General features: G+C 73.3%; 24 protein-coding genes and 1 pseudogene. 13 read left to right on the top strand and 12 right to left on the bottom strand.

Features of this window, described 5'->3' with window-relative positions:
• Positions 1-236: 236 nt before the first annotated feature.
• The 3 genes from ACZ4VK_RS00925 (at position 237) to pgfA (ending at position 3,399) form a co-directional block, all read left to right on the top strand.
• A complete protein-coding gene (locus tag ACZ4VK_RS00925) occupies positions 237-2,045 on the top strand; it encodes a lytic transglycosylase domain-containing protein (RefSeq protein ID WP_468347109.1) in 1,809 nt (602 codons plus the stop codon).
• Between the two features lie 223 nt (positions 2,046-2,268).
• Positions 2,269-2,409 (top strand): SPW_0924 family protein, encoded by a 141-nt coding sequence (locus ACZ4VK_RS00920; RefSeq protein WP_106975990.1) that lies wholly within the window; start codon positions 2,269-2,271, stop codon positions 2,407-2,409.
• A 9-nt stretch (positions 2,410-2,418) separates the two neighbouring features.
• Positions 2,419-3,399, top strand: coding sequence for a cell envelope lipid trafficking protein PgfA (pgfA, locus tag ACZ4VK_RS00915; RefSeq protein ID WP_468347107.1), 981 nt, complete (start codon positions 2,419-2,421; stop codon positions 3,397-3,399).
• On the opposite strand, the gene hrpB is transcribed toward pgfA, so the two are convergent.
• Together hrpB and ACZ4VK_RS00905 are read right to left on the bottom strand one after the other, a co-directional pair.
• The gene (gene hrpB, locus ACZ4VK_RS00910) at positions 3,383-5,971 is read right to left on the bottom strand and encodes an ATP-dependent helicase HrpB (protein ID WP_468347105.1); all 2,589 of its coding nucleotides are present in this window, start codon (positions 5,969-5,971) and stop codon (positions 3,383-3,385) included. The two genes, pgfA and hrpB, sit on opposite strands and share 17 nt — an antisense overlap.
• A gap of 101 nt (positions 5,972-6,072) precedes the next feature.
• Positions 6,073-6,912 (bottom strand): class I SAM-dependent methyltransferase, encoded by an 840-nt coding sequence (locus ACZ4VK_RS00905; protein WP_468347103.1) that lies wholly within the window; start codon positions 6,910-6,912, stop codon positions 6,073-6,075.
• A gap of 344 nt (positions 6,913-7,256) precedes the next feature.
• Between ACZ4VK_RS00905 and rpsA the strand changes: the two genes are divergently transcribed.
• Positions 7,257-8,771: a 30S ribosomal protein S1 gene (rpsA, locus tag ACZ4VK_RS00900; protein ID WP_030325237.1), complete on the top strand. Its 1,515-nt coding sequence runs from the start codon at positions 7,257-7,259 to the stop codon at positions 8,769-8,771.
• A gap of 140 nt (positions 8,772-8,911) precedes the next feature.
• Here the strand turns inward: rpsA and ACZ4VK_RS00895 are convergent, their stop codons facing one another.
• A complete protein-coding gene (locus ACZ4VK_RS00895; protein ID WP_468347101.1) occupies positions 8,912-9,859 on the bottom strand; it encodes a right-handed parallel beta-helix repeat-containing protein in 948 nt (315 codons plus the stop codon).
• A 251-nt stretch (positions 9,860-10,110) separates the two neighbouring features.
• Here ACZ4VK_RS00895 and ACZ4VK_RS00890 point away from each other — a divergent pair, with 251 nt between their 5' ends.
• The 3 genes from ACZ4VK_RS00890 to ACZ4VK_RS00880 all read left to right on the top strand — a co-directional run bounded on the left by ACZ4VK_RS00890 (position 10,111) and on the right by ACZ4VK_RS00880 (position 12,135).
• A complete protein-coding gene (locus ACZ4VK_RS00890; protein WP_468347099.1) occupies positions 10,111-11,049 on the top strand; it encodes a PAC2 family protein in 939 nt (312 codons plus the stop codon).
• 31 nt (positions 11,050-11,080) lie between these two features.
• Entirely contained in the window at positions 11,081-11,686 is a 606-nt protein-coding gene (gene coaE, locus ACZ4VK_RS00885) for a dephospho-CoA kinase (protein WP_468347098.1), read from the top strand.
• 77 nt (positions 11,687-11,763) lie between these two features.
• Positions 11,764-12,135, top strand: a complete 372-nt coding sequence (locus tag ACZ4VK_RS00880; protein WP_468347096.1) for a tetratricopeptide repeat protein — start codon at positions 11,764-11,766, stop codon at positions 12,133-12,135.
• Positions 12,136-12,173: 38 nt separating this feature from the next.
• Here the strand turns inward: ACZ4VK_RS00880 and ACZ4VK_RS00875 are convergent, their stop codons facing one another.
• Entirely contained in the window at positions 12,174-12,443 is a 270-nt protein-coding gene (locus tag ACZ4VK_RS00875) for a DUF6343 family protein (RefSeq protein WP_468347094.1), read from the bottom strand.
• 90 nt (positions 12,444-12,533) lie between these two features.
• Complete coding sequence (locus tag ACZ4VK_RS00870; RefSeq protein ID WP_468347092.1) at positions 12,534-12,869, bottom strand: hypothetical protein; 336 nt, start codon at positions 12,867-12,869, stop codon at positions 12,534-12,536.
• A 196-nt stretch (positions 12,870-13,065) separates the two neighbouring features.
• Between ACZ4VK_RS00870 and ACZ4VK_RS00865 the strand changes: the two genes are divergently transcribed.
• From ACZ4VK_RS00865 to ACZ4VK_RS00855, 3 genes are all read left to right on the top strand, one after another.
• Positions 13,066-15,957 (top strand): DEAD/DEAH box helicase, encoded by a 2,892-nt coding sequence (locus ACZ4VK_RS00865; RefSeq protein ID WP_468347090.1) that lies wholly within the window; start codon positions 13,066-13,068, stop codon positions 15,955-15,957.
• Positions 15,954-17,222, top strand: coding sequence for an SWIM zinc finger family protein (locus ACZ4VK_RS00860; protein ID WP_468347088.1), 1,269 nt, complete (start codon positions 15,954-15,956; stop codon positions 17,220-17,222). Before ACZ4VK_RS00865 ends, ACZ4VK_RS00860 begins: the two co-directional genes overlap by 4 nt.
• Before the next feature lie 126 nt (positions 17,223-17,348).
• A complete protein-coding gene (locus ACZ4VK_RS00855; RefSeq protein WP_468347086.1) occupies positions 17,349-18,143 on the top strand; it encodes a chaplin in 795 nt (264 codons plus the stop codon).
• 47 nt (positions 18,144-18,190) lie between these two features.
• Here ACZ4VK_RS00855 and ACZ4VK_RS00850 read toward each other — a convergent pair whose 3' ends face one another.
• The 3 genes from ACZ4VK_RS00850 to ACZ4VK_RS00840 form a co-directional block, all read right to left on the bottom strand.
• Positions 18,191-18,880: a DUF2293 domain-containing protein gene (locus ACZ4VK_RS00850; RefSeq protein WP_468347084.1), complete on the bottom strand. Its 690-nt coding sequence runs from the start codon at positions 18,878-18,880 to the stop codon at positions 18,191-18,193.
• Positions 18,881-18,894: 14 nt separating this feature from the next.
• Entirely contained in the window at positions 18,895-19,353 is a 459-nt protein-coding gene (locus tag ACZ4VK_RS00845) for a hypothetical protein (RefSeq protein WP_468347082.1), read from the bottom strand.
• Positions 19,354-19,457: 104 nt separating this feature from the next.
• Positions 19,458-20,669: a pyridoxal phosphate-dependent aminotransferase gene (locus ACZ4VK_RS00840; RefSeq protein WP_468347080.1), complete on the bottom strand. Its 1,212-nt coding sequence runs from the start codon at positions 20,667-20,669 to the stop codon at positions 19,458-19,460.
• Between the two features lie 91 nt (positions 20,670-20,760).
• Between ACZ4VK_RS00840 and ACZ4VK_RS00835 the strand changes: the two genes are divergently transcribed.
• Positions 20,761-21,405 carry a winged helix-turn-helix transcriptional regulator gene (locus ACZ4VK_RS00835; RefSeq protein WP_468347078.1) on the top strand — a complete coding sequence of 215 codons (645 nt, stop codon included), beginning with the start codon at positions 20,761-20,763 and terminating at the stop codon, positions 21,403-21,405.
• 129 nt (positions 21,406-21,534) lie between these two features.
• On the opposite strand, the gene ACZ4VK_RS00830 is transcribed toward ACZ4VK_RS00835, so the two are convergent.
• Positions 21,535-21,891, bottom strand: a complete 357-nt coding sequence (locus tag ACZ4VK_RS00830) for a MerR family transcriptional regulator (RefSeq protein ID WP_468347076.1) — start codon at positions 21,889-21,891, stop codon at positions 21,535-21,537.
• Between the two features lie 26 nt (positions 21,892-21,917).
• A complete protein-coding gene (locus tag ACZ4VK_RS00825; protein ID WP_468347074.1) occupies positions 21,918-22,670 on the bottom strand; it encodes an SDR family NAD(P)-dependent oxidoreductase in 753 nt (250 codons plus the stop codon).
• A 138-nt stretch (positions 22,671-22,808) separates the two neighbouring features.
• Here ACZ4VK_RS00825 and ACZ4VK_RS00820 point away from each other — a divergent pair, with 138 nt between their 5' ends.
• Positions 22,809-23,444 (top strand): nucleoside/nucleotide kinase family protein, encoded by a 636-nt coding sequence (locus ACZ4VK_RS00820; protein ID WP_468347072.1) that lies wholly within the window; start codon positions 22,809-22,811, stop codon positions 23,442-23,444.
• A gap of 21 nt (positions 23,445-23,465) precedes the next feature.
• On the opposite strand, the gene ACZ4VK_RS00815 is transcribed toward ACZ4VK_RS00820, so the two are convergent.
• Positions 23,466-24,380, bottom strand: coding sequence for a carbohydrate kinase family protein (locus ACZ4VK_RS00815; RefSeq protein WP_468347070.1), 915 nt, complete (start codon positions 24,378-24,380; stop codon positions 23,466-23,468).
• A 161-nt stretch (positions 24,381-24,541) separates the two neighbouring features.
• A pseudogene (locus ACZ4VK_RS00810) lies at positions 24,542-25,444 on the bottom strand (pseudouridine-5'-phosphate glycosidase); the annotation flags it as partial.
• Positions 25,445-25,715: 271 nt separating this feature from the next.
• Between ACZ4VK_RS00810 and ACZ4VK_RS00805 the strand changes: the two are divergent.
• Positions 25,716-26,072, top strand: coding sequence for a cupin domain-containing protein (locus ACZ4VK_RS00805; protein WP_468347068.1), 357 nt, complete (start codon positions 25,716-25,718; stop codon positions 26,070-26,072).
• Positions 26,073-26,097 lie beyond the last annotated feature (25 nt).

The following is a 26,097-nucleotide window of genomic DNA, read 5'->3' as shown; positions in this document are numbered from 1 at the left end:
GGAGTTCCCCCAGGTTCCGGTGGTGACGGCCGGGGTGTGGCATCGGCCGCAGTGCAAGAGGGGCCCGGCGCTTCGTTCGGTTCCCTCGCCCGCCTGGCCGGGAAGCGGTCGAGAGGTGACGAAAGCGTGAAACCCGGTCAGGCGCCGGTGCCGGGCGGGCCGGAGTTGGCATAGGGTCGCCGGAGGTCTGACGCGGGGAGCGTGGGACCGCAGTCGAGGGGGAAGGGACCGCCGACATGTCAGCGCACTTGGGCCGCAGGCTGCGCAGGGGAGCGACCAGTGGTGCGGTGGTGGCCGCGGCGGTCGCCGCGCTCGCCGCCTCACAGGCACCGGAGATGGTTCCGCCGACCGCGGACAACGCCGGCGGTGACCGCGCCATCGGCGCCGGGGACACGGCGTCGCCGTCCGGCGACGGCTCCGCCACGGGCGATTCGCCGTACTACACCGAGCTGCCGCCGCTGAACACGCCGAACAAGCCCGGGATGACCCCCCGTCTGCCGCTGGTCACCGGACCCGCCGAGGCCGGCATACCCGCGTCCGTGCTCTCCGCCTACAAGCGTGCCGAGCAGTCCATACGTTCGACCGACCCCGGCTGCAACCTGCCCTGGCAGCTGCTCGCCGGCATCGGCAAGGTCGAGTCGGGCCAGGCGCGCGGCGGCCGCGTCGACGCCAACGGCACGACGCTCTCGCCGATCCTCGGCCCCGCCCTCAACGGCGTCGGATTCGCCAACATCTCCGACACCGACGGCGGCGCCTACGACGGTGACAAGACCCACGACCGTGCCGTCGGCCCGATGCAGTTCATCCCGTCCACCTGGGCCACCTGGGGCCAGGACGCGAACAGCGACGGGAAGAAGGACCCGAACAACATCTACGACGCCGCGCAGGCCGCCGGTCTCTACCTCTGCGCCGACGACCGCAACCTCGCGCTCAAGGCCGACCTCGACCGGGCGGTCCTCAGCTACAACCGCTCGCGCGAGTACCTGAACACGGTCCTGTCGTGGTTCGCGTACTACCAGCGCGGCACCCACCAGGTCCCGGACGGCACGGGCGTGCTGCCGATCGACCGGAGCGACGGCCGGGGGCAGGGCAACCGTCCGGTCTCGCCGCTCCCGCCCTTCCCGACGTCGCCCGCTCCGCGGCCCTCCATACCGGTCACCCCGACGCCGACGGATCCGTCCGAGCCGCCGGTCACCCCGCCGCCGACGAAGCCGACGCCGACCACGCCGTCCAAGCCGCCGGTCACTCCGACGAAGCCGCCCACCGTGCCGCCCGCCGTCAAGGTCGCACGGCTCTCGCCCGTCGCGGCCGGGCAGCTGACCGCGAGCACCGAGAGCGCCTTCGCCAAGGCTCCGACGGTCGCCGCGCTCGACGCCTCGGGCGCGCCGGTCACCGGCGTGAGCGTCCGCTTCGAGATCGTCGGCGCGACCGACACCCGATTCGTCGGCGGCGGGACGACCGCCACCGTCACCGTCGGCTCCGCCGGCATGGCCAAGGCCCCCACGCTGCGGGCGGGCGAGAAGACCGGGTCGTTCAAGGTCAGGGCCACCCTCGTGGGCAACAGCACCGTGGCCGCGGCCGAGTTCGGCGCGACGGTCACCGCCCGCGAGGCGGACACCCTCGCTCGTGTCGCCGGTGAGCCCCTGTCGGCCACCACCGGCACCGCCTTCGGCGGCCAGGTGCAGGTGAAGGCGACCGACCAGGGTGTGCTCGCCCCCGGCGTCATCGTCACCGCAGTGATCGTCGCCTCGGCGACGGGCGCCGATAGCCCCTACTTCAAGGACGCGGCGGGCAACACGCTCCGCGAGGTGTCCCTCAAGACCGGGGCGGACGGCCTGATCACGCTCCCCGACCTCTTCGCGGGCGACACGGCCGGCGAGTACGTGATCCGCCTGACCGCGCCCGGCGGCGGCAACACGGAGATCAAGCTGACGGTCACCGCGCCCGCCCCGACGCCGACCCCGACGCCGACTCCGGAGCCGACCGCGGACCCGACGCCGTCCGGTACCGACGCGCCCGAGGCCTCGCCCTCGCCGTCGGCCTGACCCGACCGCGCCCCTCCGCGCCGCCCCTCCGTCCCCACCGGACGGAGGGGCGGCGCTTCGCGTTCCCCGGAAGCGGCGGTCCGGAAGCGGTGGTCCGGAAGCGACGGCCCTGGAGCGACGGTGCCGTGGTGCAACGTGTTCTCATCTCGCGGTCGCGTTGCTACGGTGCCCCCGCCCTGATGCCCCATCAGATCCCGTCGCATCGCCACCCGGGAGGCCGACCATGCGCGCCCTCGTCGCCGCCGCCATCGGACTCGCCCCAGTCCTCCTCTTCGTCCTCCTCGTCTCCGTGGTCGATCTGCCGCCCGACGGCCCCACCTCGCCCAAGCCCCTCCTGACCGCCGATCCCGGCCCCAAGAAGTAGGGGGCGACCGTGCGCCGCCGAGCGAGCCTCGTCCTCCTCGCCCTCGCCGTCTTCTGCGCCGCGATGGCGCCGACCCTGCGCTGGTACGCCTTCCCCCGCCTCGCGAAGATTCCGCCGAACCAGTACCAGGAGACCGTCCTCGAGGCGAAGCCGGCGACCCTCCTCGACTACTCCACCCTCAAGGCCGAGAAGGTCGACAAGATCACGATCATCCAGACCCTCAAGGGCAACGTGGAGGAGTCGCGGCGCATCGAACGCGACGCCGGGCGCGACGTCGTCGTCTGGGACGCCCTCGCCTACATCACGGGACCCGACGGCAAGATGGTCTCCCGGGTCCCCGAGCGGTACATCTTCGACGCCCACACCCAGGACCCCGTCCACGCCACCGGCGAGATGGTCGACGGCGATCCCGTGCGGCGCGAGGGCATCGAGTTCAAGTGGCCCTTCCTCACCGAGAAGCGCGACTACCAGTACTTCGACGCCCAGACCCGGACCTCGGCGCCCATCCACTACAAGGGCACCCGCACCTTCCGCGGCATGGAGGTCTACTACTTCGAGCAGACCATCCCCTGGACCGAGGTCCCCATGCCCAAGACGATGCCGGTCAAGATCCCCCCGGAGGTCATCGCCGAGTCCGGCCTCACCCGCTGGTACACGACCAAGCGGATGTTCTGGATCGAGCCGGTCACCGGCGCCCCCGTCAACGGCGAGGAGATCCACAAGGAGGAACTCCGCAACGCCAGGGCGCTGATGGGCCGGGACACCCTCACCGTCTTCGAGGGGCACGTGAAGATGCGCGAGGACTACATCGACAGCGTCGGCGAGATGGTCTCCTCCAACCGCCTCATGGTCCTCATGCTCGTCTCCTACCTCCCGTGGAGCCTCACGTTCCTGGCGCTGCTCCTCCTCGCTCTCGCCCTCTGGCTCGAGGCCCGCTCCCGCCGCCCCGCACCGGAACCCGCCACCGCCCCGGTCACCCCTCCCGTCTGAGCCGCGCGCTCGTGTGCCGGGTCGGTTCCGCCGTGGACGGATCCTCCGGCCACGGGTGCTTCGGGTACCGCCCCCTCAGCTCCGCGCGCACCGCCCGGTAGCCGTCCCGCCAGAACGACGCCAGATCGGCGGTCACGGCCGCCGGCCGCCCGGCGGGGGAGAGGAGATGGACGAGCACCGGGACCCCCGCCACCCGGGGCGTCTCGGCCAGCCCGAACAGCTCCTGGAGCTTCACCGCGAGCACCGGCCGCTCACCCCCGTACTCGACCCGGATCCGCGAACCGCTCGGCACCTCGATCCGCTCGGGCGCCAGCTCTCCCAGCCGGCCCGCCTCGCCCGACGCCCACGGCAACAGCCGCCGCAGCGCCTCACCGGCGTCGATCCGCCCCAGATCCGCCCGGCGCCCCGCCCGGGACAGCTCCGGCTCCAGCCACTCCCCGGCCCGGTCGACCAGTGCCCCGTCCGCCATGTCAGGCCAGGGTTCCCCCAGCTGCCGGTGGAGGAAGGCGAGCCGCTCACGGAGCTCCCCGGCCTCCCGGCTCCACCGCAGAAGCCCGAGCCCCTCCCGCCGCAGGCCGTCGAGCAGCGCCTCCCGTACGAGCGCGGGCCGCGCCCCAGCCCCCAGCGGCCGGACCGTCAGCTCGACCGCGCCCAGCCGGTCCACCGAGCGGGCGACCACGTCCCCGTCCTCCCACCGGACCTCCTCACCCGTGGACCGCAGATGACCGGCCGCCCGCCGCGCCATGTCCTCGTCCACCACGGCGGCCAGCCGCACCCGCGCCGTGGCGTCCCGCGCCGTACGGTCCGCCACCGCCACGGCCAGCCACGGGCTGGCGCGCAGCGCGGAACCCTCGGCGAGCCGCGCCCCGCTCCCCGACACCATCAGATAGCCCTCCTGCTCCCTGGCCCTTGCCACCCGCTCGGGAAACGCCAGCGCCGTCACGAGCCCGGCCACCACGTCCTCGCCCACCACCGCACCACCCCCGCCCCCGGAGCCCGCGCCGCCCACCAAGACGCCGCCCCCCGAGCCCTTGCCGCTCACCGACTCGGCCGCCGACCTCTCCAAGCGGCGCGCCTCCGCCTTCCACCGGGCGCCGTACCCGTCGGTGCCCCGGCGGGCCGCGCGCCAGGCCGCCGCCAGATCGTCCCCGTAGTCGCGCGGCGGTTCCTCGCTCAGCAGTGCCACCACCTCCGCGGCCCGCCGCACCCCGACCTCCGCCGCACCGTCCAGAAGGGCGCGGCCGAGCCGGGGGTGGAGCCCGAGCCGGGACAGGCGGACCCCCCGGTCCGTGGCGCGGCCGTCCGTGTCCACGGCTCCGATCGAGCCGAGGACCGACCGGGCCGCCGCCATCGCCCCGGCGGGCGGTGCGTCGAGCAGCGCGAGCCCCTCGGCCGTCGGATCGCCCCAGCAGGCGGCCCGCAGGGCGAAGTCCGAGAGGTCGGCGACCTTGATCTCCGGGGACGGGAAGCGGGGCCTGCCCCCGTCGCTCGCCTCCGCCCAGCAGCGGTACACGAAACCGAAGGCCTCCCGGCCGGCCCGGCCGAGGCGCTGCGTCGCCGTCGCCTCCGAGACCGTCACCGTCGCGAGCGAGCCGAGCCCGCGGGCGTGATCCATGCGCGGCTCCCGTGCGAGCCCCGAGTCCACGACGATCCGCACCCCCGGCACCGTCAGGCTGGACTCCGCCACCGAGGTCGCGAGCACCACCCGCCGCCGTCCGCCCGGCTCCGGACCGCGCAGCACCGCGTCCTGCACCGCCGCCGGTGCCCGTCCGTGCAGCTGCAGCACCTCCGCGTCGACGCCGGCCAGCATCCCGGCCGTCCGCGCGATCTCCCCCGTCCCCGGCAGGAAGCAGAGGACGTCCCCTTCGTGCCGCTCCATCGCGAGCCGGACCGTCGCGGCGACGTGCCGCAGCAGCGCGGGGTCCACCCAGGTGCCGTGGGCCGGCCGGACGCCCGGGGGCGGCGCCGCGAAGAAGACCCGGCAACCGTGTCCCTCGCCCTTGCTCCACACCACCGGCGCCGGCCCGGTCCCGTCCAGGACCGTGAGGAGGTCCGCCCATGCCGCCGCGTCGCTCGTCGCCGACGCGGCGATCAGCTTCAGCTCCGGGCGCAGGGTGGCCCGTACGTCCACGAGGAAGGCCATGGCCGTGTCGGCGTCCAGGTGCCGTTCGTGGCACTCGTCGAGCAGGACCACGTCCACGCCCGCCAGCTCCGGGTCGCGCTGGAGCCGCTGGAGCAGGATGCCCGTGGTCACCACCTCGACCCGGGTCGCGGGACCGGTCCGCCGCTCGCCGCGCACGGAGAAGCCGACCGTGCCGCCGGCCTCCTCGCCGAGCAGCCACGCCATCCGCCGGGCGGCCGCCCGTACCGCCATCCGGCGGGGCTCGGCCACCAGCACCCGCCGCCGCGGTCCCTCCCCTATGAGACCCGCGAGCGCGAGCGGCACCAGCGTCGTCTTGCCGGTGCCGGGAGGCGCGGACAACACGGCCGTACCGCGCCGGTCGAGCGCGGCGAGCAGCTCGGGGACGGCATGGCGGACGGGGAGACGGTCGAGTGCGTCGTTTCGGATCACGCAGTCAGTCTCGTACGAGACGCGAAAAAGGTGGGCCCCGTTGTCCACAGGGCCCACCATTTAATACGACTACTCCGCTGCTCCCGTACTCGAGTACTCCGCTACTCCATGCGTTCGCAGACGAAGATCGCCGTCCCCGGGATCAGGTTCCCCCGCAGCGGGGACCAGCCGCCCCACTCCTGGCTGTTCCACTCCGGCCACTCCGGCTCGACGAGGTCCACCAGACGGAAGCCGCCGGCCACCACGTCCCGCACCCGGTCGCCGATCGTCCGGTGGTGCTCCACGTACACGGCCCGGCCCTGCTCGTCCTGCTCCACATAAGGGGTGCGGTCGAAATACGAGGCCGCGACCGACAGACCCTCGGGGCCGGGCTCGTCGGGGAACGCCCAGCGGATCGGATGCGTCACCGAGAAGACCCACCGGCCACCGGGCCGCAGCACCCGTCGTACCTCCCGGAACACCCGCACCGGGTCGGCGACGAACGGCACCGCGCCGTACGCCGAGCACGCCAGGTCGAAGGAGCCGTCCCGGAACGGCAGCTCCCCGGCGTCCGCCTCCACCAGCGGCACCTCCCCGCCGATCCGCAGCGCGTGCTGGAGCTGCCGGTGCGAGAGGTCGAGCGCCACCGGCCGCGCCCCCTGCGCCGCCAGCCACCGCGAGCACTGCGCCGCGCCCGCCCCGATCTCCAGGACGTCGAGACCCTTGAGCGAGGAGGCGGGCCCGAGGAGGCCGGCCTCGGCCTCGTCGAGCCCCTCGGGACCCCACACGAACCGGTCGTCGCCGAGGAAGGAGCCGTGGTCGCTCTGGTACTCGTCGGCGTTCCTGTCCCACCAGCCACGGCTGGCCCGGCTGCTCTCCGCGTCCCCCGCGTCACGCCGGGTCGCCTCCGCCTCGTCCTCGGCAGAGTCCTGGGGCACTTCCTGTTCGTACTCTTGGTTCATCTCGCCCGCCGATGTAGTTTGCGCTCAGTGCCGCCGTGCGGCGGCCCCCGCCGTCGCGGCGCGTAAGGACATGAGTGGCGCCGGAGTTGAGGCGTTCTGCCCCGGGTGCGCGCTTCGCGCATTGACCCTGTCCGGCCGCCCCCGTATGCTAAAGGTTGCGCTGCGGGCCTGCGCGCCTCAGACGGAGCAGGCCGCGCTCGTACCTGTTGTATGTCCCCTCGGTTTTCGGGGTTCCTGCCGTTCGCGGAAGGTGCCTCATTGGCTGTCCGGCTTCTTGGTGCGATACGGGCTCACGGCGTAGCAGTACCTACGACTTTCTGTCCGTAACCGGAGCCCTTTCCCACATGACGAGCAGCACCGAGACCACCGCCACCAGCACCACCCCGCAGGTTGCGGTCAACGACATCGGTAACGAGGAAGCCTTCCTCGCCGCGATCGACGAGACGATCAAGTACTTCAACGACGGCGACATCGTCGACGGCGTCATCGTGAAGGTCGACCGGGACGAGGTCCTGCTCGACATCGGTTACAAGACCGAGGGCGTGATCCCGAGCCGTGAGCTCTCGATCAAGCACGACGTCGACCCGAACGAGGTCGTCAAGGTCGGCGACGAGATCGAGGCCCTGGTTCTCCAGAAGGAGGACAAGGAAGGCCGCCTGATCCTCTCGAAGAAGCGCGCCCAGTACGAGCGCGCCTGGGGCACCATCGAGAAGATCAAGGAAGAAGACGGCATCGTCACCGGTACCGTCATCGAGGTCGTCAAGGGTGGTCTCATCCTCGACATCGGCCTCCGCGGCTTCCTGCCGGCCTCCCTCGTCGAGATGCGCCGCGTCCGCGACCTCCAGCCCTACGTGGGCAAGGAGCTCGAGGCGAAGATCATCGAGCTGGACAAGAACCGCAACAACGTGGTCCTGTCCCGCCGCGCCTGGCTCGAGCAGACCCAGTCCGAGGTTCGCCAGACGTTCCTCACCACCCTGCAGAAGGGTCAGGTCCGCTCCGGCGTCGTCTCCTCGATCGTCAACTTCGGTGCGTTCGTGGACCTGGGCGGCGTCGACGGCCTCGTGCACGTCTCCGAGCTGTCCTGGAAGCACATCGACCACCCGTCCGAGGTTGTCGAGGTCGGCCAGGAGGTCACCGTCGAGGTCCTCGACGTCGACATGGACCGCGAGCGTGTCTCCCTGTCGCTGAAGGCGACGCAGGAGGACCCGTGGCAGCAGTTCGCCCGGACCCACCAGATCGGCCAGGTCGTCCCGGGTAAGGTCACCAAGCTGGTTCCGTTCGGTGCGTTCGTCCGCGTGGACGAGGGCATCGAGGGTCTGGTCCACATCTCCGAGCTGGCCGAGCGCCACGTGGAGATCCCGGAGCAGGTCGTCCAGGTCAACGACGAGATCTTCGTCAAGGTCATCGACATCGACCTCGAGCGTCGTCGCATCAGCCTCTCGCTGAAGCAGGCCAACGAGTCCTTCGGTGCCGACCCGGCCTCGGTCGAGTTCGACCCGACCCTGTACGGCATGGCCGCGTCCTACGACGACCAGGGCAACTACATCTACCCCGAGGGCTTCGACCCCGAGACCAACGACTGGCTCGAGGGCTTCGAGACCCAGCGCGAGGCCTGGGAGACCCAGTACGCCGAGGCGCAGGCTCGTTTCGAGCAGCACCAGGCTCAGGTCATCAAGTCCCGCGAGGCCGACGAGGCCGCTGCTGCCGAGGGCGCTGCCGCCCCGGCCGCCGGTGGCAACGCCGGTGCGGGCATCTCGGGTGGTTCGTACTCCTCGGAGTCGGACGACAACTCCGGCGCCCTGGCGTCGGACGAGGCCCTTGCCGCCCTGCGCGAGAAGCTGGCCGGCGGCCAGAGCTGAACAGGCTCTCCGCTGAGCGCTAGCCGCTAGCGAATCGAGGCCCGCTTCCCTTCGGGGGAGCGGGCCTCGGTCGTTTCCCGGGCCGGTCGGCATCGTTCCACCCCGGCCCCGGCCGGGGCGGTGCGATGCTCGGTGCCGTTTCAGGGGGTGACGGGGATGTTGGTCAGACCGTTCCCGCCGGTGACCGTGTTCGAGGCATAGACCGTCGTCGGGCAGGACCCGCTCCTGTTCGTCACGTTGATCGCGAGCCGCTGCGGCCCGGTCGCGCCCGTCAGGTTCGCGTGGTTGCCGCGGAAGACGGTCCCGCAGCCCCAGCCGCTCTGCTGGGTGTGGGTCTCGAAGCCGTTGTTCGTGGTGTTGACGCCGGTGTTGTTCTCCACGAGGACGCCGTTGCCCTTCACGTCGACCCAGGAGTCGTCGTAGTTGGCGCCGGTCAGTCCGCGCCCGTCGAAGGTGTTGCCGACGATCCGCGCCCCGGTGGTGCCCTCCTTGATGTCGACGCTCTCACCGCCGACGTCGGGTCCGATGACGTTGTTCAGGATCTGCGCGTTGTCGCTGCGGTCGCTGAGGGTGTTGGCGCTGCCGACGTACACGCCCTCGCCCATGCCGCGGCCGTCGTTCCCCGTGTCGAAGATCCGGGAGTTCCTGATGACGCCGTTCCTGCTGGAGTTGCGGAAGTGGACACCCTCCATGTCCAGGTCGTGCACGGTCACCCCGTCGATCACCACGCCGTTCGCGGCGTCGGTCATGATCCCCTTCTGGCCGCCGGTGACGGTGACGCCCGAGACCGTCCAGTACGAGGCGCCGTTGAGGTGCAGTCCGTAACCGCCGCCGGCGGTGAGCACCGCGCGCGAGGAGCCGGTCAGGGTGATCCGGGCCGAGGACGTGCCCGGTGTGGTGGCCTTGAAGTTCCCGGTGTACGTGCCGTCCGCGAGGCGGATCGTGTCGCCGGGTCGGGCGTTGACGAGCGCCGTCTTGAGCTGGGCGGCGGTCGAGACGTCGATGGTCGCCGCCGAGGCGGGGGTGGTGACGAGGGGGACGGCGAGGAGCGCCGGGAGGAGGGGGAGAAGCAGCGTCCTGATGCGCATGGGGGATCCCTTCCGTGCGGTGGGGGAGTGGGGTGGGGGAGTGGGGTGGGGGAGTGGGGTGTTCCTGTATGTGCACGATGGCCGAGATGCTGAACGCGATGCTGTCCCGAGACGGTAGGGAGAGGCCGTGGTCATGTCAAGGTCTGGACCAGTGCCACCGTTCGCGCCGTCCCGGCGGAAGATCGCGCGGCTCGGGAATGGTGCCGCCGCACGAGACGTTCCCAGAGAGGACACGAGGAGGAGCGGTAACCGTGCTTGATCCCCAGGAGTTGTACGAATGGGACCCGAAGGGTCTGGCCGTCGTCGACCTGGCCCTCGCGCAGGAGTCGGCCGGGCTGGTCATGCTGTACCACTTCGACGGCTACATCGACGCGGGCGAGGCCGGTGAGCAGATCGTCGAGCGCCTGCTCGACACGCTGCCCCACCAGCTGGTGGCCCGTTTCGACCACGACCGGCTCGTGGACTACCGTGCCCGCCGTCCGCTGCTGACCTTCAAGCGCGACCGCTGGACGGCGTACGAGACGCCGTCCATCGAGGTCCGTCTCGTCCAGGACGCCACCGGCGCGCCCTTCCTCGTCCTGTCCGGTCCTGAGCCGGACGTCGAGTGGGAGCGGTTCGCTGCCGCCGTACGGCAGATCATCGAGCGACTCGGCGTGCGCCTCTCCGTCAACTTCCACGGCATCCCCATGGGCGTGCCGCACACCCGTCCCGTCGGGCTCACCCCGCACGGCAGCCGCACCGACCTCATGCCCGGCCACCGCAGCCCCTTCGACGAGGCCCAGGTCCCCGGCAGCGCCGAGTCGCTCGTCGAGTACCGGCTCACCGAGGCCGGGCACGACACCCTCGGTGTCGCCGCGCACGTGCCGCACTACGTCGCCCGCTCCCCGTACCCGGACGCGGCCCTCACCGCGCTCGAGGCCGTCACGGCCGCCACCGGGCTCGTCCTCCCCGCCGTCGCGCACTCCCTGCGGACGGAGGCCCGCCGCACCCAGACCGAGATCGACCGCCAGATCGGCGAGGGCGACGAGGAGCTGGTCGCGCTCGTGCAGGGTCTTGAGCACCAGTACGACGCGGTGGCCGGGGCCGAGACCCGCGGCAGCCTGGTCGCCGAGCCGGTCGACCTGCCGTCGGCGGACGAGCTGGGCCGCGAGTTCGAGCGCTTCCTCGCCGAGCGGGAGGGCGACTCCTGACCCGCCCGGAGCAGGCCCTAAGCTGCCGCTCATGCTGAAGGTGGGCCTGACCGGCGGGATCGGCGCCGGCAAGAGCGAAGTGTCACGGCTGCTCGTCTCCTACGGGGCCGTGCTGATCGACGCGGACCGGATCGCCCGCGAGGTCGTCGAGCCCGGCACCCCGGGGCTCGCGGCCGTCGTCGAGGCCTTCGGGGACGGCGTCCTCACCGATGAGGGGGCGCTCGACCGGCCGAAGCTCGGCTCCCTCGTCTTCGCCGACGCCGACCGCCTCGCCACGCTCAACGCCATCGTCCACCCCCTGGTCGGGGCACGGTCGGCGGAGCTGGAGCGCCTCGCCGGTACGGGAGACGTCGTCGTCCACGACGTACCTCTGCTCACCGAGAACGGGCTCGCGCCGCTGTACGACCTGGTCGTGGTCGTGGACGCCTCGCCCGAGACCCAGCTGGACCGGCTCGTACGGCTCCGGGGCATGGCCGAGTCCGAGGCGAGGGCCCGGATGGCGGCCCAGGCCACGCGCGCGCAGCGGCTGGCCGTCGCGGATCTCGTGATCGACAACGACGGACCGCTCGACGCCCTCGAACCGCAGGTGCGGAAGGTCTGGGACGAGCTGGAGCGCAGGGCAGCGGGCCCCGTGTAGCGCCCTGCGGCGGTGAGGCCGGTGGAATGCGGCCGCCGGGTCCGGTGTTCAACCACCGGATCGAGGGGAAGGATGCCATGGTGGCCGACAGAGACCCGGAAACGCACGTCATCGATTTCCGCGCCGCCGAGCACCTGCTGGCCGCGCGGGACCCTCAGGGCGCCGTGAAGCTCCTGGATTCGGTGATCGCCGCCCACCCCGAGAACACGGCGGCCCGTCTGCTGCGTGCCCGTGCGTTCTTCGCCGCCGCGCAGCTGCGTCCGGCGCAGCTGGAGTTCGAGCTGGTCCTGGAGCGCGAGCCGGACAACGCGTTCGCGCACTTCGCGCTGGCCCGCACCTTCGAGCGCTCGGGCCGGACGGCCCAGGCCACCCGCCACTTCCGCCTCGCGGCCGCCCTCGACCCGAAGCCGGAGTACCTCCGGGCGGCGGGGTTCGACACGGAGAAGTAGGCGGCCGGGGACTCCACGGAGAGAGGCGGTCCGAGGCCTCAGCGTCCCGTGCCGCCGTGGTCGGGTTCGTACGGCGGGATGTTCCGGCCCGGCTGCCAATGCGGGCCCTGGTGGAGGTGGCGCAGCACCACCGCCAGGTCGAAAGCGGCCACCAGGAACAGCACCCCGCAGGCCGCGGCCCAGCCGGGGCGGCCCACCAGCGAGAACGCGGTCGTGCCGAAGACGGCCCAGAGCAGACCCCACACGCTCAGCCAGAACCGCAGGCGCAGGGCACTGCGCGCGGTCGCCGGCTCGTTCCCGGTACGCATGACGGTCACCGTCCCCGTCCGAGCCTCTGGAGGCACACTTCCAGGATGGACCCTGGGACGGCGGAAGCGGAACCGGCGCCGGAGACGCGCCTAGTGGATCACCCTGTAGCTGTGCCACGGCTGGGCGTCCGGCACGATCCCGTTGCCGCTGTTGCTGGGGACGTAGGTGGAGTCCTTGCCCTTACAGTCGCGCGTCGGGTACAGCACGATGTCGACCAGGGTGTTGTTCTCGACCTTGGTCGCGCCGGCCGGTGCGAGGCGGTGGCAGCCCTTCACCAGGGGGCTTGTCACCATCACCGCCGCGTCACGCTCCGTCTCGTACATGATCGTGCCCACCGCGCTGCGACCCAGGCCCGAACAACCGGCGACGGCGAAGGTGAGCAGCACGGCCCCGGTGGCGGTCGCGAGACGCCGGCGAACGGACATGGCGGATCCTCTTCTGTGGGGAAGGTGTTCAGGCCACCCTCCCGCCCCCGGAGCCCGGTGTCATCCGCTGCTGGGCCGCCCGGGGGAAGCCGCGTGGCGGCCGTTGTCAGACCCCACCCGTAAGGTCGGAGATCCGGTCGACACACATCGCCGGTGGAAGTCGACACCTCTCACCCGGTGGAAGGAGCGCGGAGCAGTGGCACACACCTGGATCACCAGCGCCGCCGTCTTCCTGCCGGCCGCCCTGCCCCGTGAGGGACGGGTCGCCTTCTGGGCCCCCGACGGAGGCGCGCTGCCCGATCCGGCGGAGGGCGGTGCCCAGAGCGGTGCGGAGCGTGTCGAGCTGACCGTCGTACGGCGGCACGGCACCGGGGCCCGCGGTCGTGCGGTCCCCGCCCTGACCCTCCCCGTCGACGTCGCCCTGCCCCACCTCGTCGCGGCCCGTCACCATCCGGCGGCCCATCCCGCCACCGCCGGCTGGGGTGCCGCCGCCCTGCACGCCCTGCACCTGGTGGCCCGCGGCCGGATGCTGCCCGGCCTGACCGCCGACGACCTGGACGCCTGGCGGGCGGGGCCCCTGGACGCCGACGACATCGCCCATCTGCGGGCCGTCGCCGCGGCCCTGCCGTACGAGGCGCACGCCGTGCCCGTGCCCGGGCCGGGACCGCTGCGGCTGCCCGACCCCGAGGCCCTCGTGCGGGCCTTCCTCGACGCGGTCGCCGATGTGCTGCCCCGTACTCCGGCCGCCGCCCACGCGGTCGGGGCGCCGTTCGCCGCGCGCCCGCCGCAGCACCTGCCCCGAGCGCGGGCCTGGGCCGCCGAGGCGGCGGCCGGGATGGACGCGGGGGTCCGGGTCTCGCTCCGCCTCGACCTGTCGCCGTACGAACTCTTCGACACGGCCGACAGCGCGGACGGCGCCGACAACGCCGACAACGCCGATGGGGAGGGCACCACCGGGCGCGAGCGCCATGCGGCCGCCGCGCTCCTGCAGGTCCACAGCCTCGCCGACCCGACTCTCGTCATCGACGCCTCGGCACTCTGGGCGGGGGACGGTGAGCATTTCGGCCCCCGCGCCCGGATCGACGCCGTCCTCGCGCTGCGCCGGGCCGCCCGCGTCTGGTCCCCGCTCGGCCGGCTCCTTGAGCGGGACGTACCCGATGTCCTCGCCGTCACCGAGGACGAGCTGTACGAGCTGCTCGGCCCCGCCGCCGCCCGGCTCGCCGACGCGGGGGTCGCCGTCCACTGGCCCCGCGAGCTGGCCCGTTCGCTCAGCGCCTCCGCCGTCGTCCGGGCCGCCCAGGCCGCGCCCGGCTCCGCGACCGACGGCACCGCCTTCTTCGACAGCGAGGAGCTCCTGCGGTTCAACTGGCAGCTGGCCCTCGACGGCGATCCGCTCACGGAGCGCGAGATGGACCAGCTCGCCGAGGCCCACCGGCCCATCGTGCGCCTCCGCGACCAGTGGGTCGTCATCGATCCCGACCTCGTCCGCAAGGCCCGCAAGCGGGAGCTGGGCCTGCTCGAACCGGTCGACGCCCTCGCCGTCGCCCTCACCGGCACCGCCGAGGTGGACGGCGAGACCGTGCCCGCCGTCCCCGTCGGGGCACTCGCCGCGCTCCGCGACCGGCTCCTCGCGGGACCCGAGGACGTGCAGGCCCCGCCCGGACTGACCGCCACCCTCCGCGACTACCAGCTGCGGGGGCTCGCCTGGCTGGACCTGATGACCTCGCTCAGGCTCGGCGGCTGCCTCGCCGACGACATGGGCCTCGGCAAGACCGTCACCCTCATCGCCCTCCATCTGCGCCGCGCCCGCCGCGCCCCGACCCTCGTCGTCTGTCCGGCGTCCCTGCTCGGCAACTGGCAGCGGGAGGTGGAGAAGTTCGCCCCCGGCGCGCCCGTACGACGCTTCCACGGCGCCGACCGGGACCTCCACGGTGTCGAGGGCGGATTCGTCCTCACCACGTACGGCACCCTGCGCACCAGCGCCGCCCGGCTCGCCGAGCGGGAGTGGGGGATGGTCGTCGCCGACGAGGCGCAGCACGTCAAGAACCCGTTCTCCGCGACGGCCAGAGCACTGCGCGAAATCCCCGCCCCCGCCCGGGTCGCCCTCACCGGCACCCCCGTGGAGAACAACCTCTCCGAACTGTGGGCGCTCCTCGACTGGACCACCCCCGGTCTCCTCGGCCCGCTCAAGGCCTTCCGCTCCCGGCACGCGCGTGCCGTGGAGAACAACGAGGAGATCGAGCACGCGGAGGCCGTCGAGCGGCTCGCCCGGCTCGTGCGGCCCTTCCTGCTGCGCCGCCGCAAGTCCGACCCCGGCATCGTCCCCGAACTGCCGCCCAAGACCGAGTCCGACCACCCCGTCTCCCTCACCCGGGAACAGGCCTCGCTCTACGAGGCGGTCGTCCGCGAGACCATGGCGCGGATCGAGGAGGCCGAGGGCATGGCCCGCCGGGGCCTCGTCATGAAGCTGCTGACCTCCCTCAAGCAGATCTGCAACCACCCCGCCCAGTACCTGAAGGAACAGGCGCCGCCGGGGGCGGGTACCGCGCGGCTCGCCGGCCGTTCCGGGAAGCTCGCCCTGCTCGACGAGCTCCTCGACACGATCCTCGCCGAGGACGGTTCGGTGCTCGTCTTCACCCAGTACGTGTCGATGGCACGGCTCCTCGCCGACCATCTGGCCGCGCGCGGCATCCCGACCCAACTCCTCCACGGCGGCACCCCGGTGGCCGAGCGGGAGCGGATGGTCGACCGCTTCCAGGCCGGCGAGGTCCCGGTCTTCCTGCTCTCCCTCAAGGCCGCGGGCACCGGCCTCAACCTCACCCGGGCCGGCCATGTCGTCCACTACGACCGCTGGTGGAACCCGGCCGTCGAGGAGCAGGCGACGGACCGGGCCTACCGCATCGGGCAGACCCAGCCCGTGCAGGTCCACCGGCTCGTCGCCGAGGGCACGGTCGAGGACCGGATCGCCGAGATGCTCCGCGCCAAGCGTGCCCTCGCCGACGCCGTGCTGGGCTCCGGCGAGGCGGCCCTCACCGAACTGACCGACCGGGAGCTCGCCGACCTGGTGTCCCTGAGGAGGCCCTCGTGACCACCGCAAGGGGCGCCCGCGGAGCCGCCCCCCGCCACGACGACCGCCGCCGCAGCTTCCCGCAGGTCGCGCCCCGCGAGGCCCCCGACGGGCGGTTCGCCGCCACCTGGTGGGGCAACGCCTGGGTCGAGGCCCTGGAGGACACCGCCCTCGACCCGGCCCGCCTCGCCCGCGGCAAGGCGTACGCGGGACGCGGCCACGTCGACGCGATCACCGTCACGCCCGGCCGGGTCGTCGCCTATGTCCACGGCAGCCGGGCCCGTCCGTACCGCGCCGAGATCAGGATGCGGACGCTCGGCGACGACGGCTGGGAGCGGTTCCTCGACGAGGCCACCGCACGCCCCGACCACATCGCCGCCCTGCTCGACAAGGACGTGCCGCACGCCCTCGAGGCGGTCACCGGACTGCTGCCCGCTCCCGGCGACCTCGTCCCCGACTGCACCTGCCCGGACGACGGTTACCCCTGCAAGCACGCCGCCGCCCTCTGCTACCAGGCAGCCCGGCTCCTCGACGAGGATCCGTTCGTCCTCTTCCTGATGCGCGGCCGGGGCGAGCAGGAGCTCCTCGCCGAACTCACCCGGCGCAACGCGGCTCGGTCCGCCGCCGAGACGATCGCCGCCGCACCCCCGATGCCCACGGTTCCCGCCCGCGCGGTGCTCGCCGCGACGGAGCGGCCCGGGCCGCCGCTGCCCCCGCCGCTCCCGCTTCCGGACCGCCCCGGCCGCCCGGCGGTCTTCCCGCCCGACCCCGAGGCGCCCGACCCGCTCGCCCTCGACCTCCTCGCCACCGAGGCCGCTGCCCGCGCCCACGCCTTCCTCGCCACCGGCCGCGACCCGGTCGCCGCGCTCACCCCGTGGCAGGACGCCGTACGGCTCGCCGCCGCGCACCCCGGCTCCGGGCTCACCGCCTCGACCCGCGCCCTCTACCGCGATCTGGCGTACGCGCTCGACCGCACCCCCACGGATCTCGCCCGGGCCGTCGCCGCCTGGCGGCAGGGCGGCGCCGCCGGACTCGCCGTCCTCGAAGAGCCGTGGGACCCGCCGGCCGGACCGTTCGACCGTGCCAGACCCGCCCTGATCGCCGCCGACTTCCCCGCCTTCCGTCCCTGGCGCAACCGGCTCTCCACCGAGTCCCTCCAGCTCCGTCTCGGCCGTGACGGCCTCTGGTACGGCTATGAGTCGGACACCGGACGTGAGGACTGGTGGCCGCGCGGCGAGCCCGATCAGGACCCGGTCGGAGCCCTCACCGACCTGCTGGGAGGCTGACCGACACTCGAACGGGTGCCACTCGATGGGGTGAAACCCGTCAACGGCCGGATCCGGCGCGTGCGTTTGTCGCGTTGATTCCGGTACGGGCACTTGCCCGTGTACACCTCCGGAAGGCAGGAAGCCATGAGGCAGATTCGCCGAAGTGGTCTGGCCACACTGTTGGTCACGGGTGGAGCGCTCGCCCTCTCGGCGGGCGCCGCGCACGCCGACTCCGGCGCACAGGGCGCCGCCGTCGGTTCGCCGGGCATCGGATCCGGCAACACGGTTCAGCTGCCGGTGCACGTCCCGGTCAATGTCTGCGGGAACACGGTCAGCGTCGTCGGTCTGCTCAACCCGGCCTACGGCAACAGCTGTGCCAACCGCTCCGCCGAGCAGGAGTCCGAGGGGTACGGGTCGGGCGACGGCGGTGGCCGTTCCCACAAGGACCAGCCCGGCACCCCGCGGGGCGGCGAGCAGGCCGGCGGCTCCCACGGCGGGGGTTCGCAGGGCGGCTCCTCCAACGGCGGCGGGGCCACCGCCGAGGGCCGCGCCGAGGGATCGCCCGGCATCCTCTCCGGGAACGGGGTCCAGCTGCCGATCCACCTCCCCGTGAACGTCAGCGGGAACTCGGTCAACGTCGTCGGTGTGCTCAACCCGGTCTTCGGCAACACGTCGGTCAACGGCCCGTCGAAGCCGGAGCAGCCGATCGAGAAGCCGACGCCGCGCCCGCAGACCCCCGTCCGGAACGTGCCTGTCCCGCAGACGGAAACCGAGACCGAGAAGCCCGCCCCTGCCCCCGCGCCGCAGGGTGTGCAGGGCCCGGCTCTGGCCGCCACCGGTTCGGACACCCTCGGGTACGCCTCCGGTGCCAGCGCCGCGCTGCTCCTCGGCGGCGCCCTGCTGTACCGTCGCGCGCGCCGCGCCGGAGACCAGGCCTGACGGTCCCGGCCCCGCGGACCGGCCGAGGCGCGCTGACACCCGAGCCGTCAGCCGTGTCCCCGGCCGTGAGCGTCCTCGCCGCCGCGACGCCAGGCCCGGAGCACCGCCTCGATGGCGGGAGCGACCCTCGTCCGGGCCTGGTGCCGTGGAACCCCCCGCATCAGGAGCGTGTCGTACGGCGTGTCGACGTGCCGTACGGAGGCGCGCACCGCGGCCGTGACGGCGCCGCGGTCGAGCGAGCGGCCCGCGGCCGTGCGCCCCACCCGTCCGCTGCCCTTCGCCGAGGCGTGGAGTGCGATCTCCGTGGCCCGGTCCGCCGGGACGGAGGGGAAGAGCCGCAGGATCTCCGCCCGGAGGGCCTCGGTGATCTCCGCGTCCAGGGCCGCGCGCCGTACCGCGTCCCTGGCCCGCCGCCTGGCCCGTGCCTCCGCGTCCGCCAGGCAGGCGAGCTCCGCCTCGGCGAGCGCCGCCTCCTCGACGAGGAGGCCCTGCCGTTCGTACCGGGTACGGCGCCGGTTGTGCCGTACCACCACGGCCCAGAGCGTGCTGCGCTCACGGGCCCGGCGGGTGAGCGCCGTGTCGCCACGGCGCAGGAAGACCAGGTGCCCGAGGTCGGCGCAGTCCAGACAGACCGGGGCGTTGAACTCGACGATCATCCGTTCCAGCGGGCCCTGCCGGCACTCCGAGCAGCGGCGGCCTCTGAGCGGTTCGACGACGACGGGTGCGACGAGGTCCATGTCCGCCGTCCCGGTCAGCGGACGCCGGGCGCGGCGGCGGAGACGAACAGGGCGAGCGCCTCCTTCGCCTGCGCGGAGCGGCGGGCGCGCTCCGCCTCGCCCTCCGCCTCGTGCATGCAGTGGGTCTGCTCGAAGGCCGCCTCGGCGAGCCGGCGGATGTGCGCGTCGTCGCAGACCAGCTGCACGCGGAAGAGCGCCTGCCGGGCGGCGGTGCGCTGCCGGTAGGAGGCGTGGCGGGACTCCTCCGCCTCCTCCGATCCGGGCTCCTTGAAGGCCCGGAACCAGCGGTCGTTCTGGCTGTGCCGGTAGTCGACGACCGCCCCCGCGTACGCGCTGTAGGTCGCGATCCGCTCCTGGCGGAGCTGTTCGGTCCGGGCGAGCGAGGCCGTGCGTTCGGTGGCCCGCGCCTGGAACCAGTGGGTGGCGATGACGCCCAACAGGGTTCCCGCCACCGCTATCAGCGCCACGTCCATGACCGGCCGCCCTCCCGTCTCCCCCGGCCGTCCGCGGCCGGTTCCCTCGTCGGGTCCGAAGATCCTTCGGACCGTCAGATCATGACAGCCGGGAGGGTGGCGCGTCACTGCCGGTAGCCGCTCAGGAAACGGCCGATGCGGCTGATCGCCGCGTCGAGGTCGTCGGCGTACGGCAGGGTCAGGATGCGGAAGTGGTCGGGGCGCGGCCAGTTGAAGCCGGTTCCCTGGACGACCTGGATCTTCTCCCGCAGGAGCAGGTCGAGGACGAACTTCTCGTCGTCGTGGATCTTGTGCACGGCGGGGTCCAGGCGAGGGAAGGCGTACAGCGCTCCCTTCGGCTTCACGCAGGAGACGCCGGGGATCTCGTTGAGCTTCTCCCAGGCCCGGTCGCGCTGTTCGCGGAGGCGGCCGCCCGGGGCGGTCAGCTCGTGGATCGACTGACGGCCGCCGAGCGCGGCCTGGATGGCGTACTGGGCGGGGGCGTTGGGGCAGAGCCGCATGGAGGCCAGCATGGTGAGGCCCTCCAGGTAGTTCCTGGCGTGCTGTCTCGGGCCTGTGACGACCAGCCAGCCGGAGCGGAAGCCCGCGACCCGGTACGTCTTGGAGAGCCCCCCGAAGGTGAGGACGACCAGGTCGGGGGCGAGGGACGCGGCCGGGTAGTGGACGGCGTCGTCGTAGACGATCTGGTCGTAGATCTCGTCGGCGAAGACCATCAGGCCGTGGCGGCGGGCGAGATCGAGGATGCCTTCGACGATCTCCTTCGGATAGACCGCGCCCGTGGGGTTGTTGGGGTTGATGATGACCACGGCCCGGGTCCGGTCGGTGATCTTCGACGCCATGTCGTCGAGGTCCGGGTACCAGTCGGCGGACTCGTCGCACAGGTAGTGCACGGCCTTGCCGCCGGCGAGGGTGGTGACCGCCGTCCACAGCGGGAAGTCGGGGGCCGGGATCAGGACCTCGTCGCCGTCCTCCAGAAGCGCCTGCACGGCCATGGAGACGAGTTCGGAGACGCCGTTGCCGAGGAAGACGTCGTCGACGTCGACCTCGGGCAGGCCCATGGCCTGGTATCGCTGGGCCACGGCCCGGCGGGCGGACAGGATGCCGCGCGAGTCGGTGTACCCATGGGCCTTGGGGAGCATCCGGATCATGTCCTGGACGATCTCCTCGGGCGCCTCGAAGCCGAAGAGCGCCGGATTGCCGGTGTTGAGGCGCAGGACGCTGTGGCCCGCCTCCTCCAGCGCGTTGGCGTGCTCGATGACCGGGCCTCGGATCTCGTAACAGACCTCGCTCAGCTTGCTCGACTGCCGGAACTCCATGTCCGACCTCCCCAGGTCCCCGGAATCAGTGTTGCTTGGTTTTACCAAGTTCGAGCTTGGAAAGTCCAACAACTTGTCTAGACTGCGTCGCATGCCACGTCAGCCACGCCGCCGCAGCTACGACCAGCACTGCGCCGCCGCGCGCGCCCTCGACCTCGTCGGCGACCGCTGGACCCTGCTCGTCGTCCGCGAACTCCTCGCGGGACCGCGCCGCTACACCGACCTCCACGCCGATCTGCCCGGCGTCAGCACCGACATGCTCGCCGGCCGCCTCAAGGACATGGAGGGCGCCGAGCTCGTCACCCGCCGCCGACTGCCCCCGCCCGCCTCGGCGTTCGTGTACGAGCTCACCCCGCGCGGGCGCGACCTGCTGCCCGTGCTGCGTGCCCTCGCCGCCTGGGGAGCGCCCGACCTGGGCGAACCGCGGCCCACCGACGCCGTCCGCGCGCACTGGTACGCGATCCCGCTGCTCGGGGCGCTCGCCGAACTGGGCGAGGGAGTCGTTCAGGTGAGCCTGGACGAGGGCGAGTTCCATGTACGGGTGCGGGGCGACGGGAGCGTCTCGTACGGGGACGGGGTGTACGGGGCCGGTACGGCGGAGCTGCCCGACGCGCGGCTGCGGACCGACACGGCGACGTGCCGTGCCCTCGCGGCGGGGGAGCTGACGCTCACCGAGGCGATCGCTTCGGGCCGAGCCGCCCTCGAGCGGACGGCGCCGGCGGCGGGGACGCGCTGACCGCCTTCCGGTCCTGGGGGTGTCCTGTCTCCCAGGCCGGATGGTCGTCGCGAGCCCGGCCTGATCGGCAGGTCCCGGACAAGCGCCCACCCGCCCAGCTCCCTCCGGAGCAGGACACCCCCTGGGAGGTCAGGCGCCGTCGGACGCGGCGGCCAGGGTGCGGGCGAGTCGGTCCCGGGCCGCGGTCTGCGCCGCGATCCGCGCGTCGAGCACGGCGAGGCGCTCGCGGGCGATCTCCAGACCACGAGGTGACGGCGGGACCGACGGCAGGTCCCCGTCGAGACAGGACCGGAACGCGGACACGTCCTCCAGGGTCAGCCCGGCGTCCAGCAGGTACCGGATGTTCGCCACCCGCGCGACGGCGCCCTCCCCGTACACCCGATAGCCGTTGACAGCACGGTCCGACGAGATCAGCCCCGCCGTCTCGTAATGGCGCAGCGCGCGGGGCGACACCCCGGTCCGCTTGGCCAGTTCACCGATGCGCAAGGGCGCCACCTCCTCACGCAGTCGTATCACGTGACCAGCGCGCCTCCGTCGACGGGCAGCACGGTGCCGGTCAGGAAGGCGGCGTCCGGCGCGGCCAGTGCGGTGATCGCCCAGGCGACCTCCTCGGGCCTGCCGATCCGACCCAGCGGGGTGTGCGCGAGCTGCCACGCCCGCACCGCCTCCAACTGCTGGGGGGAGAGGCCCATGTGATCCCCGATCGGCGTCTCGATCGCGCCGGGGGCGACCGCCACCACCCTGACGCCGTCGGGCGCGAGTTCCACCGCCCAGCAGCGGGTCAGGGTCTCCAGGGCGCTCTTGGTCGCCGGATAGACGGAGTTGGCCGGCCAGCCGCGCTGGCCGATCGTCGTCGTCACGTTCACGACGACGCCCCGGGACTCCCGGAGCGCGGGGACGGCGGCCTGGGTGAGCAGGACCGGGGCGACGAGGTTGGTCTCCAGGAGCGGGGTGATCACGGAGCGGTCGAGGGTGCCCAGCGGACCGCCGGCGGCGATCCCCGCGTTGTTGACGAGCACGTCGAGCCGGCCGTGGTCGCCCAGGGCGGTACGGACGATCTCCTCGGCCGCGCCCTCCGCCGTGACGTCGCGGACGTACGGCCGGATTCCGGGATGGCCCTCGGCGGTCTGCCGCAAGGGCTCCTCCCTGCGGCCGACGGCGACGACCGTCGCCCCCTGTCCGGCGAAGGCGCGCGCGGTCGCCCGGCCGATGCCGGTGCCCGCGCCGGTGACGACGACGACCCTGGTGGGTGTGGTGGTGTCCATGCATCGGATGGTCGAACAGTGACGCCAGTGTCAAGGTCAAACCCGGAGTGCGACCGGGTGCTCGCGGACCGGCCCCGGGTGCCTGTGTGGGGGACCCGGTGACGGCGGTCCCGTGGATCTGCGGGCAGGATGAGGGGGATGCGATACGAGGCGATCACCTGGGAGCGGCTGGCGGAGACGCTCGCCGGGCACATCGACGCGGCCACTCCCGGTGACGGCGGCGACTGGCTCAAGGTCGGCATCGACGGTCCGCCCGCCGCGCCCGGTGACGACCTCGCCCGGCTGCTCGCCGAGGCGCTGCGGACGCGCGGGCGCTCCGTCCATGTCGTGGGGACCGCCGGCTTCCTGCGGCCCGCGTCCCTTCGGTACGAGTACGGGAAGCGGGACCCCGACGCGTACTACGACGGGTGGACCGACATCAAGGCCCTCTGGCGGGAGGTCTTCGGCCCGCTGGAGCCCGGCGGCACCGGCCGCGTGCTGCCCGACCTGTGGGACTCGGCGCGGGACCGCGCGACCCGCAGCCCGTACGTCACGCTGCCGCCGGGCGGGATCCTCGTGGTGCACGGGCCCTTTCTGCTCGGGCACTGGTTCCCCTTCGACCTCACCGTGCACCTGCGACTCTCGGCCGCGGCCCTCGCCCGGCGCACCGAGGAGACCTGGACCCTGCCCGCCTTCGCCCGCTACGAGACGGAGGTCGACCCCAGTGCGGCCGCCGACGCCGTCGTACGCGCCGACGACCCCCGCCACCCGGCCTGGACGGGCATCGGGCGGTAGCCGCACCGGATCCGGCTTCGGTCAGGTGTCGCCGCGCCGGTCCGGTGGGCGGCCGCCCACCACCGTGACCGCCTCCGCGCCCGCGCGGCAGCCCTCCTCCGCGGCCCGTGCCGCGTCCGCGCCCGCGAGCCGGGCGGCCAGGAACGCCCCGGTGAACGCGTCACCCGCGCCCGTCGAGTCCACCGGCCGCACCCGCGGCGCCGCCACCCGCGCGGTGACCACGCCGGCCTCGGCGACCAGGGCGCCCGCCGCCCCGAGGGTGACCACGACCAGAGGGAAGAGACGGCTCAACTCCGCTGCCGCCGCCTCCGGTTCGGCGCGGCCGGTGAGCGACCGGGCCTCGTCGGCGTTGGGCAGCAGGATCTCGGCGCCCGCCGTCGACGCCAGGAACCCGTCCGCGCCCAGTGCGGTCAGGAACCCCGCCGACGCCGGGTCCACGCTCACCGGAACCCCCGCGTCCAGGGCGTCCCGCAGCGCCCGCAGAGCCGTCTCACGGCTCTGCGGGGCGAAGAACAGATAGCCGGAGAGATGGAGCCGGGCCACCCCGTCGAGGAGGGCGGGGGACCAGTCGCCGGGGGAGAGGCGCAGGGCGGCGCCGCTGTCCGTCAGGAAGGTGCGCTCCGCCGAGGAGTCCACGAGCGCTATCACGGTGGCCGTCGCCGTCTCCGTGTCCGGCACAAGCAGGGGGCGCACGCCCGCGCGCCGCAGCGCCCGCTCGTGCCAGGCCGCCGCGTCCGTGCCCACCCGGCCGAGCAGCCGCACCTCCCCGCAACCGGAACGCGCCGCCCAGCAGGCCGCGTTGGCACCGGCGCCGCCCGGCAGGGTCCGGATCGTCGCCGCCGTGTCCGTGGCGGGGGAGAGCGGGGTCCGGTGCCGGGCGACGACATCCGTGACCACGTCTCCGACGACGAGCAGCGCGCCCGCCGCCCGGCTCACCGGCCGCCCGCGCCGGGCGCCGTCGTCCCCGAGGGGTGCGGTCCCCTGGCGGGCGCCGCCGTCTCCGAGGCTCCCCGCTCCGTGCCGGGTGCCGTGCCCGAGCCGTCGGTTCCCGCGCCGTACGGTCCCGTGCCGGGTGCCGTCCCCGAGCCGTCGGTTCCCGCGCCGTACGCTGCCGCGATCCTCGCCGCGAGCCGCACATTGCCCCGTACCGCCGCCAGATTGGCCTCCAGGGACGCCCCTTCCGTGTGCACCGTCAGGTACTCCAGCAGGAACGGCGTCACCCCCTGGCCCGTGATCCCCTTCTCCTTCGCCGCCGCGAGGCCGCCCGCGAGCACCCGGTCGTGGAGCGCGGGATCCAACTGCTCCGTCACCGGGACCGGGTTGGCGACGACGAGTGCCGCCCTCGGTTCGCCGAGCCGGTCCTGCGCCCGTATCACCCCCGCCACCTCCTCGGGGCTCCGCAGGGTCCAGTCGACGGGCTCGCCCGATGAGGAGAGGTAGAAGCCCGGGAAGTGCTCCGTGCCGTAACCGACGACCGTCACCCCCAGGGTCTCCAGGCGCTGGAGCGTCGCGGGCACGTCGAGGATCGACTTGACCCCGGCGCACACGACGGTGATCCCGACCCGGGCGAGCAGCCGCAGGTCGGCGGACTCGTCCTGGGTCTCGCTCCACTCGCGGTGCACGCCGCCGAGGCCGCCGGTCGCGAACACCCGTATGCCTGCCGCGTCCGCGAGCCGCGCCGTCGCCGAGACCGTCGTCGCGCCCGTCGCCCCGGTCGCGAGGGCCGGAGCCAGGTCGCGGTGTCCGAGCTTGCGCACCGCGGGGTCCTCGGCGATCCGGGTCAGCGCCGCCCGGTCGAGGCCGACCCTGGCCGTGCCGTCGACCACGGCGACCGTGGCGGGGACGGCGCCACCGGCCCGCACCAGCTCCTCCAGTTCCAGGGCCACGGCCAGGTTGCGCGGGCGCGGCAGGCCGTGGGCGATGATCGTCGACTCCAGCGCGACGACGGGACGCCCCTCGTGGAGCGCCTCCCGTACCTCTTCGGACACCTGTGTGGACATGTCCCATTCCTGGCGCGACCACGCGCCCCGCAAACCTCGGTGGCGACCACCGGCCACACGGGGACGCCGCCTTCGGAATCCGTCACGGGATACGGCGCGGTCGCCAGGACCGGACGCCCCCGCCCGTCGGACGCCACGGCGAGGCGCCGGTACGGATTTCGTCGCCGTCCCGGGAGGGAGGCATCGTGCCTGGTGGAAGCCCAAGCGGAGGGCTTCCGTCCATCCGGTCCCGGCCTCGGGGCGGCCCTGGACCCCGCTACAGTCACCGCCCATGACCACACACGACCAGCCCTCCTTCGCCGTGCACATCCCCGACGCGGAGCTCGAGGCGGAGCCGCTCGACCCCGGCCAGATCGTCTCCGGCACGCCCGAGGTGACGGGCAAGGTGCTGTGGGAGTCGGCCGACGGCAAGCAGCTGCGCGGCATCTGGCAGATCACGCCCGGCGTCGTCACCGACACCGAGGCCAACGAGCTCTTCGTGGTGGTCTCCGGCCGGGCGACCGTCGCCGTCGAGGCCGGGGAGACCCTGGAGATCGGGCCCGGTGACGCCTGCGTGCTGCGCGAGGGCGACCGGACGACCTGGACCGTGCACGAGACCCTCCGCAAGGCGTACCACATCAGCCTCTGAGGGCCGCGAGAGCACCGGCGGAGGC

The sequence above is a fragment of the Streptomyces sp. NPDC028711 genome (genome assembly GCF_055565415.1).
This window is presented reverse-complemented; position numbering and strand designations above follow the sequence as displayed.

What these genes read in the sequence shown, in the direction of transcription:
- ACZ4VK_RS00905 (WP_468347103.1), bottom strand. Translation starts at nt 6,912, where the DNA reads ATGAACCAAGAGTACGAACAGGAAGTGCCCCAGGACTCTGCCGAGGAC.
- ACZ4VK_RS00920 (WP_106975990.1), top strand. Translation starts at nt 2,269, where the DNA reads ATGCGCGCCCTCGTCGCCGCCGCCATCGGACTCGCCCCAGTCCTCCTC.
- ACZ4VK_RS00825 (WP_468347074.1), bottom strand. Translation starts at nt 22,670, where the DNA reads ATGGACACCACCACACCCACCAGGGTCGTCGTCGTCACCGGCGCGGGC.
- ACZ4VK_RS00820 (WP_468347072.1), top strand. Translation starts at nt 22,809, where the DNA reads ATGCGATACGAGGCGATCACCTGGGAGCGGCTGGCGGAGACGCTCGCC.
- ACZ4VK_RS00895 (WP_468347101.1), bottom strand. Translation starts at nt 9,859, where the DNA reads ATGCGCATCAGGACGCTGCTTCTCCCCCTCCTCCCGGCGCTCCTCGCC.
- ACZ4VK_RS00870 (WP_468347092.1), bottom strand. Translation starts at nt 12,869, where the DNA reads ATGTCCGTTCGCCGGCGTCTCGCGACCGCCACCGGGGCCGTGCTGCTC.
- ACZ4VK_RS00840 (WP_468347080.1), bottom strand. Translation starts at nt 20,669, where the DNA reads ATGGAGTTCCGGCAGTCGAGCAAGCTGAGCGAGGTCTGTTACGAGATC.
- ACZ4VK_RS00855 (WP_468347086.1), top strand. Translation starts at nt 17,349, where the DNA reads ATGAGGCAGATTCGCCGAAGTGGTCTGGCCACACTGTTGGTCACGGGT.
- ACZ4VK_RS00805 (WP_468347068.1), top strand. Translation starts at nt 25,716, where the DNA reads ATGACCACACACGACCAGCCCTCCTTCGCCGTGCACATCCCCGACGCG.
- rpsA (WP_030325237.1), top strand. Translation starts at nt 7,257, where the DNA reads ATGACGAGCAGCACCGAGACCACCGCCACCAGCACCACCCCGCAGGTT.
- ACZ4VK_RS00835 (WP_468347078.1), top strand. Translation starts at nt 20,761, where the DNA reads ATGCCACGTCAGCCACGCCGCCGCAGCTACGACCAGCACTGCGCCGCC.
- ACZ4VK_RS00850 (WP_468347084.1), bottom strand. Translation starts at nt 18,880, where the DNA reads ATGGACCTCGTCGCACCCGTCGTCGTCGAACCGCTCAGAGGCCGCCGC.
- ACZ4VK_RS00925 (WP_468347109.1), top strand. Translation starts at nt 237, where the DNA reads ATGTCAGCGCACTTGGGCCGCAGGCTGCGCAGGGGAGCGACCAGTGGT.
- coaE (WP_468347098.1), top strand. Translation starts at nt 11,081, where the DNA reads ATGCTGAAGGTGGGCCTGACCGGCGGGATCGGCGCCGGCAAGAGCGAA.
- ACZ4VK_RS00875 (WP_468347094.1), bottom strand. Translation starts at nt 12,443, where the DNA reads ATGCGTACCGGGAACGAGCCGGCGACCGCGCGCAGTGCCCTGCGCCTG.
- ACZ4VK_RS00845 (WP_468347082.1), bottom strand. Translation starts at nt 19,353, where the DNA reads ATGGACGTGGCGCTGATAGCGGTGGCGGGAACCCTGTTGGGCGTCATC.
- ACZ4VK_RS00880 (WP_468347096.1), top strand. Translation starts at nt 11,764, where the DNA reads ATGGTGGCCGACAGAGACCCGGAAACGCACGTCATCGATTTCCGCGCC.